This window comes from Bacillus sp. URHA0034, from assembly GCF_056280405.1.
On sequence record NZ_JBWCDK010000002.1, the window covers coordinates 6068086 to 6083449 of the forward strand.

At 37.6% G+C, this 15364-nt stretch carries 17 protein-coding genes and 1 pseudogene; 6 read left to right on the forward strand and 12 right to left on the reverse strand.

What is annotated here, in order from left to right; all coding sequences use genetic code 11:
* Positions 1–354 precede the first annotated feature (354 nt).
* Positions 355–546 (forward strand): annotated as a pseudogene (locus ACZ9EE_RS31580) (SelT/SelW/SelH family protein); the annotation flags it as partial.
* Between the two features lie 400 nt (positions 547–946).
* On the opposite strand, the gene ACZ9EE_RS31585 reads toward ACZ9EE_RS31580, so the two are convergent.
* Positions 947–1498 (reverse strand): DUF6241 domain-containing protein, encoded by a 552-nt coding sequence (locus ACZ9EE_RS31585; RefSeq protein WP_476032576.1) that lies wholly within the window; start codon positions 1496–1498, stop codon positions 947–949.
* A gap of 78 nt (positions 1499–1576) precedes the next feature.
* Entirely contained in the window at positions 1577–1747 is a 171-nt protein-coding gene (locus ACZ9EE_RS31590) for a hypothetical protein (protein ID WP_476032577.1), read from the reverse strand.
* A 417-nt stretch (positions 1748–2164) separates the two neighbouring features.
* Between ACZ9EE_RS31590 and ACZ9EE_RS31595 the strand changes: the two genes are divergently transcribed.
* Together ACZ9EE_RS31595 and ACZ9EE_RS31600 are read left to right on the forward strand one after the other, a co-directional pair.
* Positions 2165–2479, forward strand: coding sequence for an excalibur calcium-binding domain-containing protein (locus ACZ9EE_RS31595; protein WP_476032578.1), 315 nt, complete (start codon positions 2165–2167; stop codon positions 2477–2479).
* Between the two features lie 61 nt (positions 2480–2540).
* Positions 2541–3194, forward strand: a complete 654-nt coding sequence (locus ACZ9EE_RS31600; protein WP_476032580.1) for a class D sortase — start codon at positions 2541–2543, stop codon at positions 3192–3194.
* A gap of 132 nt (positions 3195–3326) precedes the next feature.
* Here the strand turns inward: ACZ9EE_RS31600 and ACZ9EE_RS31605 are convergent, their stop codons facing one another.
* The 3 genes from ACZ9EE_RS31605 to ACZ9EE_RS31615 are packed head-to-tail and all read right to left on the reverse strand — an operon-like array spanning position 3327 to position 7982.
* Entirely contained in the window at positions 3327–3926 is a 600-nt protein-coding gene (locus tag ACZ9EE_RS31605; protein ID WP_476032582.1) for a hypothetical protein, read from the reverse strand.
* Positions 3927–3937: 11 nt separating this feature from the next.
* Positions 3938–4375 carry a hypothetical protein gene (locus ACZ9EE_RS31610; RefSeq protein WP_476032583.1) on the reverse strand — a complete coding sequence of 146 codons (438 nt, stop codon included), beginning with the start codon at positions 4373–4375 and terminating at the stop codon, positions 3938–3940.
* The gene (locus ACZ9EE_RS31615) at positions 4368–7982 is read right to left on the reverse strand and encodes an AAA family ATPase (RefSeq protein WP_476032584.1); all 3615 of its coding nucleotides are present in this window, start codon (positions 7980–7982) and stop codon (positions 4368–4370) included. Before ACZ9EE_RS31615 ends, ACZ9EE_RS31610 begins: the two co-directional genes overlap by 8 nt.
* A gap of 242 nt (positions 7983–8224) precedes the next feature.
* Between ACZ9EE_RS31615 and ACZ9EE_RS31620 the strand changes: the two genes are divergently transcribed.
* On the forward strand, positions 8225–9325 hold the full coding sequence (locus ACZ9EE_RS31620; protein WP_476032585.1) for a DUF4236 domain-containing protein: 1101 nt from the start codon (positions 8225–8227) through the stop codon (positions 9323–9325).
* 228 nt (positions 9326–9553) lie between these two features.
* Here ACZ9EE_RS31620 and ACZ9EE_RS31625 read toward each other — a convergent pair whose 3' ends face one another.
* Positions 9554–9877, reverse strand: coding sequence for a thioredoxin family protein (locus ACZ9EE_RS31625; protein WP_476032586.1), 324 nt, complete (start codon positions 9875–9877; stop codon positions 9554–9556).
* 144 nt (positions 9878–10021) lie between these two features.
* Complete coding sequence (locus ACZ9EE_RS31630) at positions 10022–10903, reverse strand: LysR family transcriptional regulator (protein ID WP_476032587.1); 882 nt, start codon at positions 10901–10903, stop codon at positions 10022–10024.
* Positions 10904–11046: 143 nt separating this feature from the next.
* On the opposite strand from ACZ9EE_RS31630, the gene ACZ9EE_RS31635 reads away from it, so the two are divergent.
* Positions 11047–12255, forward strand: coding sequence for a multidrug efflux MFS transporter (locus ACZ9EE_RS31635; RefSeq protein WP_476032588.1), 1209 nt, complete (start codon positions 11047–11049; stop codon positions 12253–12255).
* 235 nt (positions 12256–12490) lie between these two features.
* Here ACZ9EE_RS31635 and ACZ9EE_RS31640 read toward each other — a convergent pair whose 3' ends face one another.
* The 3 genes from ACZ9EE_RS31640 to ACZ9EE_RS31650 all read right to left on the reverse strand — a co-directional run bounded on the left by ACZ9EE_RS31640 (position 12491) and on the right by ACZ9EE_RS31650 (position 14093).
* Positions 12491–12649, reverse strand: a complete 159-nt coding sequence (locus ACZ9EE_RS31640; protein WP_476032589.1) for a hypothetical protein — start codon at positions 12647–12649, stop codon at positions 12491–12493.
* A 57-nt stretch (positions 12650–12706) separates the two neighbouring features.
* Positions 12707–12841: a hypothetical protein gene (locus tag ACZ9EE_RS31645; protein WP_476032590.1), complete on the reverse strand. Its 135-nt coding sequence runs from the start codon at positions 12839–12841 to the stop codon at positions 12707–12709.
* A gap of 601 nt (positions 12842–13442) precedes the next feature.
* A complete protein-coding gene (locus ACZ9EE_RS31650; RefSeq protein ID WP_476032592.1) occupies positions 13443–14093 on the reverse strand; it encodes a hypothetical protein in 651 nt (216 codons plus the stop codon).
* 143 nt (positions 14094–14236) lie between these two features.
* Between ACZ9EE_RS31650 and ACZ9EE_RS31655 the strand changes: the two genes are divergently transcribed.
* Positions 14237–14470, forward strand: a complete 234-nt coding sequence (locus ACZ9EE_RS31655; protein WP_476032593.1) for a hypothetical protein — start codon at positions 14237–14239, stop codon at positions 14468–14470.
* Between the two features lie 64 nt (positions 14471–14534).
* Here the strand turns inward: ACZ9EE_RS31655 and ACZ9EE_RS31660 are convergent, their stop codons facing one another.
* Positions 14535–14681 (reverse strand): hypothetical protein, encoded by a 147-nt coding sequence (locus ACZ9EE_RS31660; protein WP_476032594.1) that lies wholly within the window; start codon positions 14679–14681, stop codon positions 14535–14537.
* A gap of 165 nt (positions 14682–14846) precedes the next feature.
* On the reverse strand, positions 14847–15296 hold the full coding sequence (locus ACZ9EE_RS31665; RefSeq protein WP_476032595.1) for a CBO0543 family protein: 450 nt from the start codon (positions 15294–15296) through the stop codon (positions 14847–14849).
* Positions 15297–15364: the final 68 nt, after the last annotated feature.

Genomic DNA, 15364 nt, shown 5'->3' on the forward strand with positions numbered 1-15364 from the left:
TAAAAAAATACGCCTATCAATATCTTAAATAAGTTGATAGAAATTGTAAAACCGAAATGATTACCAACGTCCAATTATTTTTATTGAATCATAAATTGTTCTACTATTTATGTGAAAAAGTCTGCCTCACTACATAAATTTTTTACCTGTTAACATTTTTATATTTCGGCGATAACTGTATTCTTCCACCGTCAAGTCTAGTCAAATCATAGAGACAGCAATTGGCTTAATTCATTATATTTGTAAGCGCAATCATTTAAATATATAATAGTAATAGATTTAAAATTTACCAAAAGGAGTAGTGAAACTATGGAATTTCGAATTGAATATTGTACGTCTTGAGGTTTTTTACCAAAAGCCGTCGGTCTGGCGGAAGAACTATTAAAAGAATATACAAATAACATCAACAAGCTTGAATTGGTGCCAGGCACTGGTGGGGTGTTCGAGGTTTCCTTAAACGGACAGAACATCTTCTCTAAAAAAGAAATAGGCCGCTTCCCTGAAGAAGGCGAAGTATTGAGTACATTAAAAGAGAGAAACCAATAAAGCGTTTTTATACAAATAGGACAACAGCCGTTCCTTCCGCTGTTGTCCTTTTCACATCATTCAATTCCTCTTTGAGGGTTGCAGTGACGTTTCTCATTGCCCCTGTTATTTCTTTAGAACATGATTTGAAGACACATAATTAGGATGATTCCGCTTACGATTTCGTTTAGCATGATTCGATTAACGGGTTCGGTTTTGAGGTAGAAAACATCAAATACCTAGCTAAAAGGGATACTAATTCGTATAGTGTCTCTTTTTATTATATGTATATAAAAATAGCCATCAGTAGATGGCTACTATTCTTGTTAAATCTCCTATTCATTAGGATCAACTTCTTACACGGAACTGTACTCTTGAATTCTACTAAACCCAATCCTATTACCGAATTTTAAGAGAGATATCATTCAAAGTTAGTTTTTCTATACTCGTCTTCCTCCTCCTTACTTAGCAGTCTGGTCGCTTCTCCGATTGTCCCTCCTTGAAGCTTCCAAATTTGATTATGATCTGAAACAGCTTGGCTAAAGTCACCCGCTTGCCATCTTTTTAAAATCTCCATGTATAGATCACTCTCATTCAAACCATCCTGATTGGATTCAATGACTTCTAGTAATCGATCAACTCTTTCTTGGGTTGGATCTAGATGAGTCCATTTCTCCACTGCGTAAACTTTAGAATGGCTCATCGCATGGATTGTGTTTTGTATTTCCTCTTCAGCCATTTCTAGTGGGAATTCTGTTTCCCCTGCCGATGCTGTTTCTACTTCCGATTCCTTATTCTCTTCTTCCGCGACACCTTCAGCAGCGGTAGTGACTGGTTCTGTAATCATCTCTTTTTCTTCTTTTTCAGATGGTCCTTTTACTTCCTTTGAGCCTATGAAACTAGTAGAACCATAAATTCCAAACCCCAAAACAATGGCGGCAATAACGATAAGGATAGTAGATTTATTTTTCATGACGGTAACCTTTCCTGTAAAAATGATTTTTGCAAATGTTGTTTACTTTCTTTTGCATAAAGAAACACTCCCATTTCATCATTTTTTCAACAAATGATCGATGACCAAAGCAATGTTATGATCATATGGTTCGATTTCATCGGCAAGACGTGACATATGCTTCTCATTATAAACTTCTCGTTCCTTTAGCTCATTTCCTCTTTTTAACTCCTCACCGATGATCTTTAAATGCTTAATTAATTCAGACATCTGGTTCTATTGTTAATCCGGAAATAAATGGGAAGGGTTTTAACATTATTAACGATTAATAAGTGAATTTCTATTTACCATAAGAAAGAGTTTAAAGTGAATGTCCGAATTGATAAAACCATAAACCCTTCTCTATGGTTTGGGGTTATAAATTGAATAGTTTAAAGTTATAAGCATTTCTCTGAATGGAGGAATGCTTTTTCTATATTTTTTACATAATCAATGATTTAAAAGCTCCGTATACCTTAATAGTGCTTTCATCAAAGATCTCACAAAATAAGTAATGCAATAAGAACTCCAGTTTTTCCATTTCGTGCATATTTTGTTATTTTAGCGAGATATTATTATTGGGCATTAAGTCCTAAGATGGGGATATACATTCGGCATTCAGGAGGAAAATACTTTATGAAAAAATTAATGATGGCTTTACTAACATTCAGCTTTGCATTTATGTTTGGATTACATAATGCGTCTGCAGCAGATAAGGATTGCGGAGATTTCAATAGCCAAGCGGAAGCTCAACAATATTTTAATCAAAATGGCGGCAGCTCCTCTTACAACTTTAACGGCTTAGACCGCGACCATGATGGTCAAGCATGCGAAGATACTAGTTACACGGGTGGCGGAACCTTGCCTGAAACGGCAACTCCTTATGCAACAGAAATCATCATCGGTTTATCAGTAGTGGCTTTAGGATTTGCACTTATATTGAGAAGAAAAGCAGTCCGCTAATTAAAAACGTCCCCATCTTTAAAGGGCAGGAAAATTACCTGCCCTTTTTTAGGAGGTTCAAATGAGGAAATACATTGGTATTGTATTGATAATTGCCGGAATCAGTTTAACTGGACTTCGATCATACGAATGGATTTCAGGGTTGAAACAGGTTACCCGCATCGAAACCAAAGATTTAAATACGGAACCGATTACGGGAACAACAAACACCGAATCAAATAAGGAAACAAAGGTAGAAAAAAATCACCAGTACCAAAAGGGTGAAAAAATTGCTGACTTAATCATACCGTCCATAAACAGCAAATTTCCGGTACTGTTGGGTACTGACTCTGAAATATTGAAAAATGGAGCTGGAATGTATCAAAGCAGATGGACTACCCTCCCCTCTGAACGTGGTCATACTGTCATTTCCGGACACCGCGACACGATCTTTCGCGGTCTAAAAGATGTAAAAGAAGGAGACGAACTAATCGTATCCTTTGAAAATGAGCTGTATCATTACAAAGTCAATAAAATTTGGATCACCAAAAAAGATGATAATTCCGTAATCGTTCAAAAAGAGCAGCCTACATTAACACTAACCACGTGCTATCCATTTTATTTTGTCGGTAATGCCCCCAATCGCTATATTATTCAAGCCTTATTTCAAGAAAGGCACATTACCAGCATCAATAATGTCACCCAAATGAAAACTCCGACAAATCAAGCAAGGTAATTGCGAAGTCGGAGTTTATTATTTTTCAAATACCTTTATTAATTTAATAAAAATAAAGAGTACCTTCCATTTTAAGAGCAATATCAAAAAACCTGAAACCTCAAAAATTGAGTCTTCAGCTTTAAATTTATGCTATGGTCTAGGAAGAACTGTATAGGTATTCGATTGTCCAACCGAAACGACATTAAAGTAGGTAGTTTCATTATTTGGAAATTTAACCGCATAGGAGATTCCACCCCCAAGGTCTTTCACTCCACTAATCGTAACTTTGCTTGGAACAGGTATGCTGATGGCAGCAGCGTTTTCGGATAAAATTAGTTTTCCTTTTACTGGGACTCCATCAACCAATATGGCTACTTCATCCAAATCCACTTTGTTAAAATCCCAAATTAACATTCTAGCTTCCCCACCATCAGGTCCAGCGTTTGTTACTTCAAAATCTTGTGCTTTAATATTCGCATTTGTTTCATCTTCTAATAAGGTTTCACCCGCTGTTGTAGCTTTACTAATCCTGTTGGCAACCACTTCTTCTGCCGTTCCTTCGTCACTATAACTGGTAGTAAAGAAGCTCCCTAGGATGGCCATCGCTATGATAATCAACGTGGTCCACCCAATGGATTTACGTATAAATGGCTGATGTGGTACAACCTCTGGCTCAGTCTGTTCCTGGTCATACTCAGAAAGTGATTGGTTATACTCTGAATGATTAGGCTGCTGTTTTACTTTCTTCATCGTTTATCCCCTTACATCTTGTGTACTTTATAACTGATAGGGTATTTACTGTACCAATATGATAAATATATTCGTACGATCAATAGGCTTAGGATGGATAAGGTAATGGCTATCTGTTTGCCGTAAAAGAGTTTGTCAGCCCACAGATTGGCAAAAAAGATCGCCAATTCAATACCGACTAATGTAATAAAAAACATTTGTAATAAGGGCACCAAAACCGGGAACTTTTTATACAGCCATCCGAGTCTTGGGTATCGATAGGATAAAAATAACAGGGTCCCGATAAAACCTAACAAACCTAAAGTTAAACCTTCTCTAGGTGAACCAAGTCGAAAAATCTCCAAAAGCACCGGAAATTCCATTATAGGGCCCAAAAGGACGAAAATAAATACAAATGGATAGCATAGGTAATAAGCAATTGCTCCAAGAATGGCAAATATTTTACCCATTTTGTTCACCAACTTCCGAAATATCTTGTGGAAGAATCGTAACTAATTGCTCTACAGAAGGATTGTTAATTTTACTAACTCGTAATGCGTGATGACGGATAGCTAACTCACAAATGTTTCGTGCTAATCTTCCATTACCGGCATTTTCAATCTGCTTAGATTGATAAAACCTCTTAAGTAAAGCCTCCTCAGTATCTGTCGAAACCTCATAGCCCTTTGCTTTAAAGGTAAGCCGGCTAATTTGCAGCAGTTCATGAGGAGTATAGTCAGGAAAATCAATAATCGTAGGAAAACGCGATCGCAGTCCCGCATTAGAATCAAGGAATCGTTCCATATCTTCATCGTACCCTGCTAAAATCACAATGATGTTTTCACGGTGATCATCCATAAATTTCACAATGGTATCGATCGCCTCCTGACCAAAATCATTGTTCCCTCCTAACAATGCATAAGCTTCATCAATAAATAAAACTCCACCAAGTGCCTTCTCCAGCACCTTCCTCGTTTTAAGAGCTGTTTGACCAACATAACCTGCGACTAAACCTGAACGATCGGTTTCAACTAGTCGATCCTGTTTAATGACCCCTAGTTCTTTAAAGCGTTTAGCTAAAATACGAGCAATCATCGTCTTACCGGTTCCAGGGTTTCCTTTAAATACCATATGGAGCGATTGTGCGCCGGCCTTCGGCAAACCCAATTCTTCCCGCTTTTTTGCGATTTCAATTTGAGCAGATAGAGACCTAACAAATTCCTTTATTTTCTCCAAGCCAATAACTTGTTCTAATTCCTTCAGAGCCGATTCCTGTTTCTCCACAGCTGCCAGCTGGAAATCTTTTAAGGTTAATCGATTGAGCTCTTCTACCCCCAAATCGGGCTGCTCCACAATGCGAACAGATTGATTTCGGACCGCACTCTCAACGGTATTCCGCACAAGACGTCCATTACCGCTATCATTCTTACCGGGAATTTGCTTCTTCTCATAAAAAGAAACTAATGCAGTTTTTACTTCATCTGAGACAACAAAGCCTTTTGATTTTGCTACAACATCTGTCATTCGAGCTAATTCCTCGGCTGTATAATCAGGAAACGTTATATTTAATGGGAAACGAGAAGATAATCCAGGGTTTGACTCCAAAAACCTTTCCATTTCATTCGTATACCCCGCAAGGATGACTACCAGGTTTTCACGATGATTTTCAATCAGCCGTACCAATGTGTCAATCGCTTCCTTCCCAAATCCTCCCCCTACAGTCCCTTCCTCTACAAGTGAATAAGCTTCATCAATAAATAAAACTCCACCTAATGCACTTTCCACTACTTCGGTGGTCTTAACAGCTGTTTGTCCTGCATATTCGGCAACTAGGTGTGAACGATCCACTTCAACAAGATGACCCCGTTTTAATATGCCCATCGATTTAAGCATAGCGGCAAACAACCGCGCAATCGTGGTTTTACCGGTTCCAGGATTTCCTGAAAAAATAATATTCAGCGTTTGCTCATTTCTCGTCTCAATTCCAGCTTCTTTCCGCCGTTTATTTGCTAGAATTTGCTTTTCTAACGTACGAATAAAATTTTTAACATTGTCCAAGCCTATAATCTCTTTAAAAGAGTCGTCCAGATCAAATTCTTCCTTTACACCGATTCCAAAATCAGCATTCGTGAGAACATTTATGGCGGCCTGGTTTTCTTTTTGAACACTTTCACTGATTCGAACAGATTGTTTGCGAATGGCTTCTTCGAACAAATTGCGTACAAGGCGTCCATTTCCACTATCATTTCTTCCAGGAATCTGTTTTGTGGCAAATAAATCTACCAAGCCTTCATGTGCGGCAGCATCAATTCTATAATCCCGCTTTTTTGCCGTTAACAGCAAAATATCCAGCATTTCTCTTGGTGAATAATCCGGGAATTCGACAATAAAAGGAAATCTTGAACGCAGACCAGGGTTTGATTTAAGGAAGGTTTCCATTTCTTGGGTGTATCCGGCTAGAATAACCACTAAATGATCGCGATGGTCTTCCATCCCTTTTACCAAAGTATCAATGGCTTCCAGCCCGAAAGTGTCGTGTTTGTTTCGAGCCAGCGTATAGGCCTCATCCACAAACAAAACGCCGCCCAGGGCCCGTTGAATGATTGCCTCTGTTTTAGGAGCTGTTGAACCAACATATTCACCAACAAGATCTTGCCTTGCTACTTCGACAAGCTGCCCCTGAGATAACAACCCCATTGCTTTTAAAATTCTCGAAATCAATCGTGCAACCGATGTTTTACCCGTTCCGGGGTTTCCGGTATATACCATATGTAAAGCCATTGGTGTGATCTTTCCACCAAGCGCCTCACGCTGTTTTTGTAATTTAACCGTTTGCAGCAGTTCATGGACAAAGGATTTAACAGAGTCCAACCCCACCAGACTATTCAGTTCGTTGAGAATATCTTCTAATGTTTCTTCTTTAATGATTGAGATGGTTTTTAATACAATTCTTACTTTACCGGTCTCAGCAACAAAATCCTCATCCATCATTTTTAAAATAATAGAGCTGCTGCTTGAGAGTTGACCTCTAGCCCGGGCGTCTAAGAGCACAGAAAAAAAGTGATTTTCGACAAGATCTTGGACTGCTTCACCATATTTTTTGGTGGCTAAAAGTCTTTCCGCTAATGCCGAAAAAACGGGAGGGTCAAATTCAATCGTTAACTGTGCCTGTGCTTGCAAGGTTGCAGCTGCTTTTTGAAGTTGTGTTTGTAAAATAGTACAAAGAGCATCTACTGTTAAAGGTGAGGTATAAGCAAAGGATCTAATCTCTCTTAGTAACCCTGGAGGCACCTTATTTGCGATCGATACAGGAATTTGGGTGCCAGATTCACTTAGCTTCACTTCAGCATCCATATAGAGAATTAAAAAGTAATCGGAAGCACTCACGACAATGCCTTCCGGTGTTCGAAAATAACTATCTCGAAACAGCTTTGTCACATAATGAAGCACCTCTGAATGGGCCTTTTCAAACCCAGAGAAGCAAACGGTACCAATTCCATAACTAAATAAAGCCGAACAATCCACAATAAAGTTGGTATGGATATCTTTTTCACCATATTGACTTAAATCAATGGTGGAATAACTTTTATAAGGTGTAAGTTTTTTCTTATACAATTCATTGATCAGTATAGTCAAGCTTAAACTTTTTCCGGTTCCAGAAGGCCCACAAAGTAAGATAGTGTTTTGAACGCTGCCTTTATCTCTTGCTAAAAACGACTTTTTAAAACACACAAGTAAGTCATCAATGTATTGTCCTTGTCCCAAGACATGACGATTTAACGTATGCTTCATTTCATTAAATAAGTGATCAAGTTCTTCATTTGACCGATTCAAGGTTAAATTCTTAATACCTAAAGTAGCATCCCGGGCTGCTTCCTTTATCGCACCACTGGATTGAGGAATCCGAGCTTGATACGGTGCAGGTATGGTAGAACCGCTAGGAATATTACTCACCCCAGCTATCGTTTGCCTTCCCAAAGCAGTTCTTTGTTTCTTCCCTCTAAACCCTTCTTTTTGGATAAAGTCAATTAGTTGAATTTCAGGTAAGACGAGCCTCAACCATTTTTGAAACCCCATATGTACATTCACCCTAACTATGTATAATTCCAATCATTATTTAGTCTCATCAAAAGATAAGAAAGTACCCTCGTCCATTACTATAATCCTCCGAATTTTTATAAATCCTTCTCTTATTTTGTACAAATTTAACACTTCAAACCCCCTATCCTTACTTCCTCCCTGTTGAAAGCCATTTTGTTTTTCTATCCTTCTTCAGGAAGGGTTATTTTGTTATAATTTGTAAAAAGGGAGGAAAGGTAATGGGATTTGGGTTTAGAAAGAGTTTCAAGATTGCTCCAGGGATTCGATTGAATGTTGGTTCCAAAAGTGTGGGTTTGAGTGCAGGTGTGAAAGGATTACGCTATAGTGTGAACTCTAGAACAGGCAGCCGGATGACGGCAAGCATTCCAGGAACAGGGATTTACTATACCACTTCAGGAGGAAGGAAGCGAAACACCCCAGCTTATAACCGGCAAAGGGAAATACAGGCACGACAAAAAGAAATAGATAGATTAGATAAACTAGAACAAGCTGCCTTAGAGGTTGATCTCTATGAAAATAAATTAGAAAGAATTCAATCCATCCATAAAGAAGCAGATGAACCGATTAATTGGATTAAGGTCAGAAGCGCAAACCCGCCCTATAATAAAAATCAAGGACAGATAGGCTTCCATGAACAGGCAGCATTAGATAAGGTACATAATTATAAACCGAATCTGATCTCAAAATTATTCAAACAATCCGATAAGGAATTGGAAAAACTTAATAATGAAGTGATAGAAGCAAGACAAAAAGATGAAATGGAATATCGTTCCTGGGAAAGGGACGTTCGAATAGCCACTAAGGTTATAGAAGGGGATATTGATACCTACTTCGAAGTCATCCAAGAATTCAATCCATTAGATGACTTACTTGAATTTGGAAGCGGCTTCGAGTTCTTCGCAGAAGATCCAAAGACGATGGAAATAGAATTTGATGTTCACGGTGATACAGTTGTACCTAAGGAACAGCTATCATTGACAAAGACAGGAAAACTCTCCACAAAACAGATGCCAAAAGGCAAATACTTCGATATCCAACAGGACTATGTCTGCAGCTGTGTATTAAGGATCGCCAGGGATATGTTTGCACTGCTGCCATTGGACACCGTCTATATCCATGCAACGGAGACGATTATGGATACTGCAACCGGCCATTTCAGAAAGGTAACGATTCTTTCTGTAAAAATAGAAAAAAGGACGTTAAACAAATTGAATTTCGACAATATCGACTGTTCGGACGCGATGCAAAATTTCATTCATAATATGAAATTCAAAAAGACAGCGGGTTTTGATGAGGTAGATCGTTTAACAATTGATTAAATTTTTCATACATCAATGGATTAAGGTATTCTGGTAAATAGTTTTAGGACTGTAATTTCATATATGAACAATAATATGTATGGTCCTTTTGTTGATTAATATGCTATTAAATATATTTCTCCTTCTGATTATCTCGGCCACAGTCAACAAGAAGTATATGTTTACCTCTATCCGATCAAACGATAATAAAATACAAAAAACGACCAGAGATTTCTGGTCGTCTCAATGTTATTTTTGATTCTGTTCGTCCAAAAACTCTCTAACTTGTTCTGGAGATTTGGCATTCGCGCTATGCAAATGAGCAAGTTTTTCTCCATTTTGGAAAATAAGTAAACTTGGGATGCCCATGACAGAATATTTTTCAGCTATCTCCGGAAAATCGTCACGATTAATTTCGTACCATTTATATTGAGGATAATCCTTAATGACCTCATCAATGAACATGTTCATACGCGTGCAATCCGGGCACCAACCAGCAAAAAACTTAACGATAACTGGTTCAGTTTCCGAGATGACTTGATCAAATGTTTCAGTTTTAGTAATTGCCTCCATTTTAATCCCTCCGATCCTATTCATGATTTTACTATAACATTAGTGTAAAATTGTTTTACATTTTTTTCAATATATCTGTTTGGATTAAAATAACGAGTTTGTTAAGTATACCCCTACATATCTCCAAAAATCCCCATGCTTCCTTTATCTTAATTCTTTAAAATACCCAATCATAAATTCTCGGAATTCCCGAACGACCTTTGAAGTATACCGCTCCGTTTTCCATGCCATTCCTATCGTTCTTCTACAGACAGGCTGTTCAATGTGCAATGGAACAATTTTTTCATGGTGTGAATAGCGAAGGGTATGTTCGGTTAAAAAGGATACACCCAATCCCTCCTCTACAAAGTTTTGAATGGATCCCGGTTCTTCGAGCTCAAAGGCGATTTTTGGTGTGAATCCTGCTTTTTCACAAAAACCATCTGTTAGCATTCTGAAGGGATTTGTCGGCTCTCTGTGAATAAATTGTTCATCTGCCACTTCCGTTAACTGAATGCTATCTCTCCCAGCCAAATGATGGGTATCCGGCACGATAATGAAGACTTCATCCTCCATCAGATTAATCCAGCTGATTCCTTCTTTTTCAATAGGAAAGTAAGTAACACATAAATCGATTTCCCCTTTTTCCAATTGTTCCACAAGTCGCAAAGGGGAATGCATACTTACTTGAAAATTGACAGATGGATAGGTCTTACGAAATTGACTAATAATATTCGGCAATAATGGGGTATGCATGACCGAGAGTGAGATTTGATTCATGCTCTCTCCTGCAAGTTCCGCCATTTCAAGCTTGGCAGATTCTAATTCAGAAAAAGCTCGATCTACTCCTTTTAAAAAAATGCTCCCAAATTGATTTAGTTTAATATTCCTTCCCTCGCGGTCAAAAAGGGAAACACCCAGCTCTTCCTCTAAACGGGAAATGGTTTGGCTTAGTGATGGCTGCGCTATCCTAAGCTCTTTTGCAGCCCTTGTCATATGTTCAAAAGCGGCAACGGTTTGAAAATACCTTAATTGTAAGAAATCCATTTGTTCACCTCTATTGATAGTCCTTAACCTATAAGCAAATAGTAATATATATATTAGTCGTTATCAATTATTTGGAGTATGATTAACGATATAAATTACTTTGGAAGTCGAAATAAATTCTAACGAATAAGAAAGGTGTTTATATGGAGAATTGGAAAAGAAATTTATTTGTTTGTTGGTTCGGATCATTTGTGACGGCCGCTGGGATGAGTCAAATATCCCCTATGCTCCCTTTATATATAGAACAGCTAGGAGTACACGCAACTTCAGATATTGAAAAATGGTCTGGATTGATTTTTGGTTCAACCTTTTTAATCTCAGCCATTGTTTCGCCTATATGGGGAAGACTTGCAGATAAAAAGGGCAGAAAACTAATGTTACTTCGTGCTAGCCTCGGAATGGCCATTGTCGTTTTTATGATGGCCTTTGTACAAAACGTATATGAATTGCTCGCGTTGAGGATGTTAATGGGTGCCGTTTCTGGTTACATTTCTGCATCGGTTACATTAGTGGCAACACAAACACCGAAGAAAAATTCAGGCTGGGCACTCGGTACACTTTCAACAGGCTCCGTCAGTGGCGGACTTTTAGGTCCTTTAATGGGGGGATTTATTACAGAATTCTTTGGAATTCGAAGCTGTTTTGTGGTAACAAGCCTATTATTGTTAATCGCCTTCTTTGCCGTTCTATTTTTAATAAAAGAAGAATTTACACCTGTTCATAAAACACCGTTAGCCTTTGGCCAAGTGTGGAAGCGAGTTCCTGATACGAGATTGCTCATTTCATTGTTTGCCAGCACATTTATTTTGCAAATTGCCAATATGTCCATTCAGCCATTAATAACGGTTTATGTAAGAGAATTATCACCCCATGCAACCCATTTATCTATGATTGCGGGAATGGTGGTAGCTGCTGCCGGTTTAGCCAATGTAATCGCTGCACCAAGATTAGGTAAGCTTGCTGACCGGATTGGTTCAAGAAAAATATTGATCGGAGCACTTATTGTGGCAGGAATTATCTTTATTCCTCAAGCATTTGTGAAAACACCATGGGAACTCATGGGATTGCGCTTCTGTCTAGGACTTGCGACCGCTGGATTACTGCCATCGATTAACAACCTTGTCCGAAAAAGTGCACCAGATGAAATTGTTGGTCGTGTTTTCGGGTATAATCAATCTGCACAGTATATTGGTACTCTCGGAGGATCTGTATTAGGCGGGCAAATGGCAGCATTCTTTGGCATACATTATGTGTTCTTCACTACAAGTGCTTTATTACTCCTAAATGCATTATGGGTTTACAGTATTAATCATATTGGTATTAGAAGAAGGACCATGTCACATATTCATTAAGAAGCACACTGAGATTTCAGCGTGTTTCTTCTTTTTGTTCTGTATTTAATCATGTTAAACCCTTGGCTTAGACATGGTTAACGGGGTACCGCCAATAAAATGCTGGTATCTATACTGAACTAAAAAAGCATCTAAAAATACTTTGAAAATTAAGGTTGTTTTACTAACGCACCCCTTACTTTAAGTACAATCCTTCACAATGTCTTTGAAAAGTTTTATTTGAATCATTTTAAGGTCAAAAATTATTGGGTCCGAAAGGATTTTCTGGTGGATATTCCTCTAACTTATCAGCTGTTCTTTTATCTGGTGAAGTCGCCCCAGATTTTTTGTCAAAATAAATGGCTATTCCAACCAATATAATGATAGGTGTAAATATATAAATCCAAATCATCATAACACCTCCAAACTAACCAACGAATTACTTATATTATATTACAAATTTCACTTTTTTTTACAATACTTTTAAACAAAACTGCCCCGTTAGCCACTCATGAATCCCTAAAAACCAGATCTTCACCACAAAGAATGAAAATGGTTTGGAAGTGTCAATACTGATACTGACCTTAATCCAGTCAACCCAATCCATAGACTTATTAATTATCGGCTCTCCTCTTTTTTTTAATGATTGAGCAGGGTCTTATTAAGCATTGTCATTTTTCTAATCTTGAGGAACTTATTTTCATGGTAGATTAATAAACTTTTTGATTTTGAGTCTATAATGTCTACTAACTCATCTATGGTTCCAAAGCACTTTTCGATATTAGGTAAATGATAAAATGTACTGGTTGAGGAGGTGTTCCATATGAGTGACAAAGTTGGCGGTTACACAGGCACAAAACCTGGCGGATATATTCTGGATGATCCAGGCACAGGTGGTTCGAAGTGTGAAGGAACTAAGCCAGGCGGTTGATATCCCCATGCTGGTAACATGAGGGTTGCAACTACTCATTAAGTGGTTGGTCACATCTTAATCTAAATCAGAAGAAGAAGAGCCATTCTCATCTTGGTCGGAGGAGTGGTTCTTTTTCTTTTTGATTAATAAAGCAATCCAGACAAAAAAAGAGTCCCCTCTACCGAGGAGACACAAAGGAGTTGTATTAGATATGTTCTTATAATACCAAACATATGTTCCTATGTCAAATGCGAACAAAAAAGAACACCCTGATTAGTATGCTCTTCTGTGTCACTTATCGTCTACCTGTTTTTATCGTCCATTGTTGCGTTTTTACTAACTTTGTCCGTGCAGAATCTGAATATTGTTTTGTTACTTCTTTTCCATAATAACTGTATGAATCTTGTGCTTGATACACCCATGTTTTATAGTACTTTGTGGTTGGCGGTTTAATAAAAACATTGTACGTGGCAGATCCAGCTCCACCAATCCAAACATTTTTACTGATAAGACCTGGAATAACAGCCGCTCCAAATTGTTCAACCCACTCTACTAAAGTATCAGTCCTTGAAGAATCAGCAGTAAAAGTATCAATCAATTTATATCCAAGTTCTGCTTCACCAAGAGGTAGATAATTAGGACTACTTGTATTTGGGTTCGTTACTTCTGTAATGGTACCTTCATTATAAGTTGTTTGTGATTCCAATGCGCCAGTAGTTTCGTCGTACTCCTCCACTGTCACTGTGCTGTCGTAACCTTCCTCTTCATTCGTTGTTAGATCTAATAGTGATGAATCCTCCTCGGTAACTGGTGTAGTCGTAGTAGTGACTGTCTCTTCTGGAGTTGGACCAATAACTGGACCAACTGGTGCAGCATATGTACTAAATGGCACAGCAAGCAGTGATGTACACAAAGCACATGTGACGACAAGATTTTTAATTTTCATTTTCCCTTTAACCCCCATTAATGTTTAATTATGTAAATCTATGATACTTCTGTAGTATATCGTTATTTTCAAAATATTGCTATAATAGTTGATAGATAATATACAAAACAGGAAAATAGTACCATCGTTAGGAGGAAGTGACCATGAAGTATTCTAAAAAAACAAAGATTGTTTTCACTGTATTCTTTATTCTTTCTGCTATAACTCTCATGCTCAATACTGCGGGGCCACTTGAAGGGCAATTGCGAATCGTAGGCTTTTCTCTCTTCACTCTTCTTTGTATAGGAATCGGAATTATTAGTAGGAAGTCTCCGTTGAGAATGGTTGCTGTAGTAGCTTATTGGATCCTCTTCGGTGTCATGCAAATGTTTAAATAGAAAAAGAGCATCCGTGGCTAGGATGCTCTTTTTCTATTAGTTGGATAACTCCCTCATATAGTTATCACGCCAAGTCTTTCTTCTCTTTCGCAGGAATCGGGTCAAGCAGTTGTAGCTCTTCAACTTTATCTGGATCATAGTAGTTAGATAGAACATTGCTGTCAACAATATTTTGAACACGCTCTTCACTTAATTGATAGTTGCGTTGCATTGGTTGGTATACCGAAAATTCACGATACATAAATTCTTCATTAGGAAAGATTTTACTATATTTATTTTCTTTGAAGTCTGCATATAGTTCAGTGATTTTCTTAATGTGGGCTTCACTTTCGCACAGTGTAATCCTTCACAATCTAAATAGAGATAAACCAGGGACTTACTTGATTAGTCTCCGAACGAACTTTAAATTAAGCAGAAGTATTAAAAATATGATTGGGTAAACGATAGCGGAATACCAAAGCTTCCACCCATTATGATAATAAAACTTAGTATGTAGACAAAACCACTCAAAAACAAGTGAAAAAACTGTCCAAGCTAAGATGTATAAAATCTTTTTTCCTATATTGCTTTTTAAAGGATAAAGATTGAGAAACAAAATACTAATAGATGGAAAATACATATATATAGCTAAAAGTCCTAGCCATTGGAATCCTTCTTCAAAATATCCATACAAATTATAATGTAGGTCTAATACCATATCTACTGTAACACCATAGGTAAAGGCAAAAAAGGAAGTAGCGTAAATTTCTATTTTATTTAGCCTTTTTGGTATTAAAATTGCTGCTAAATTAAAGATACCAAAAGCTAGAAATACGAGTTTCCACATAAGTATTTCCCCTTCATTTAACCCTTTTGTTGATTATAAATCACATCCATTTAATTACTAATTCCACT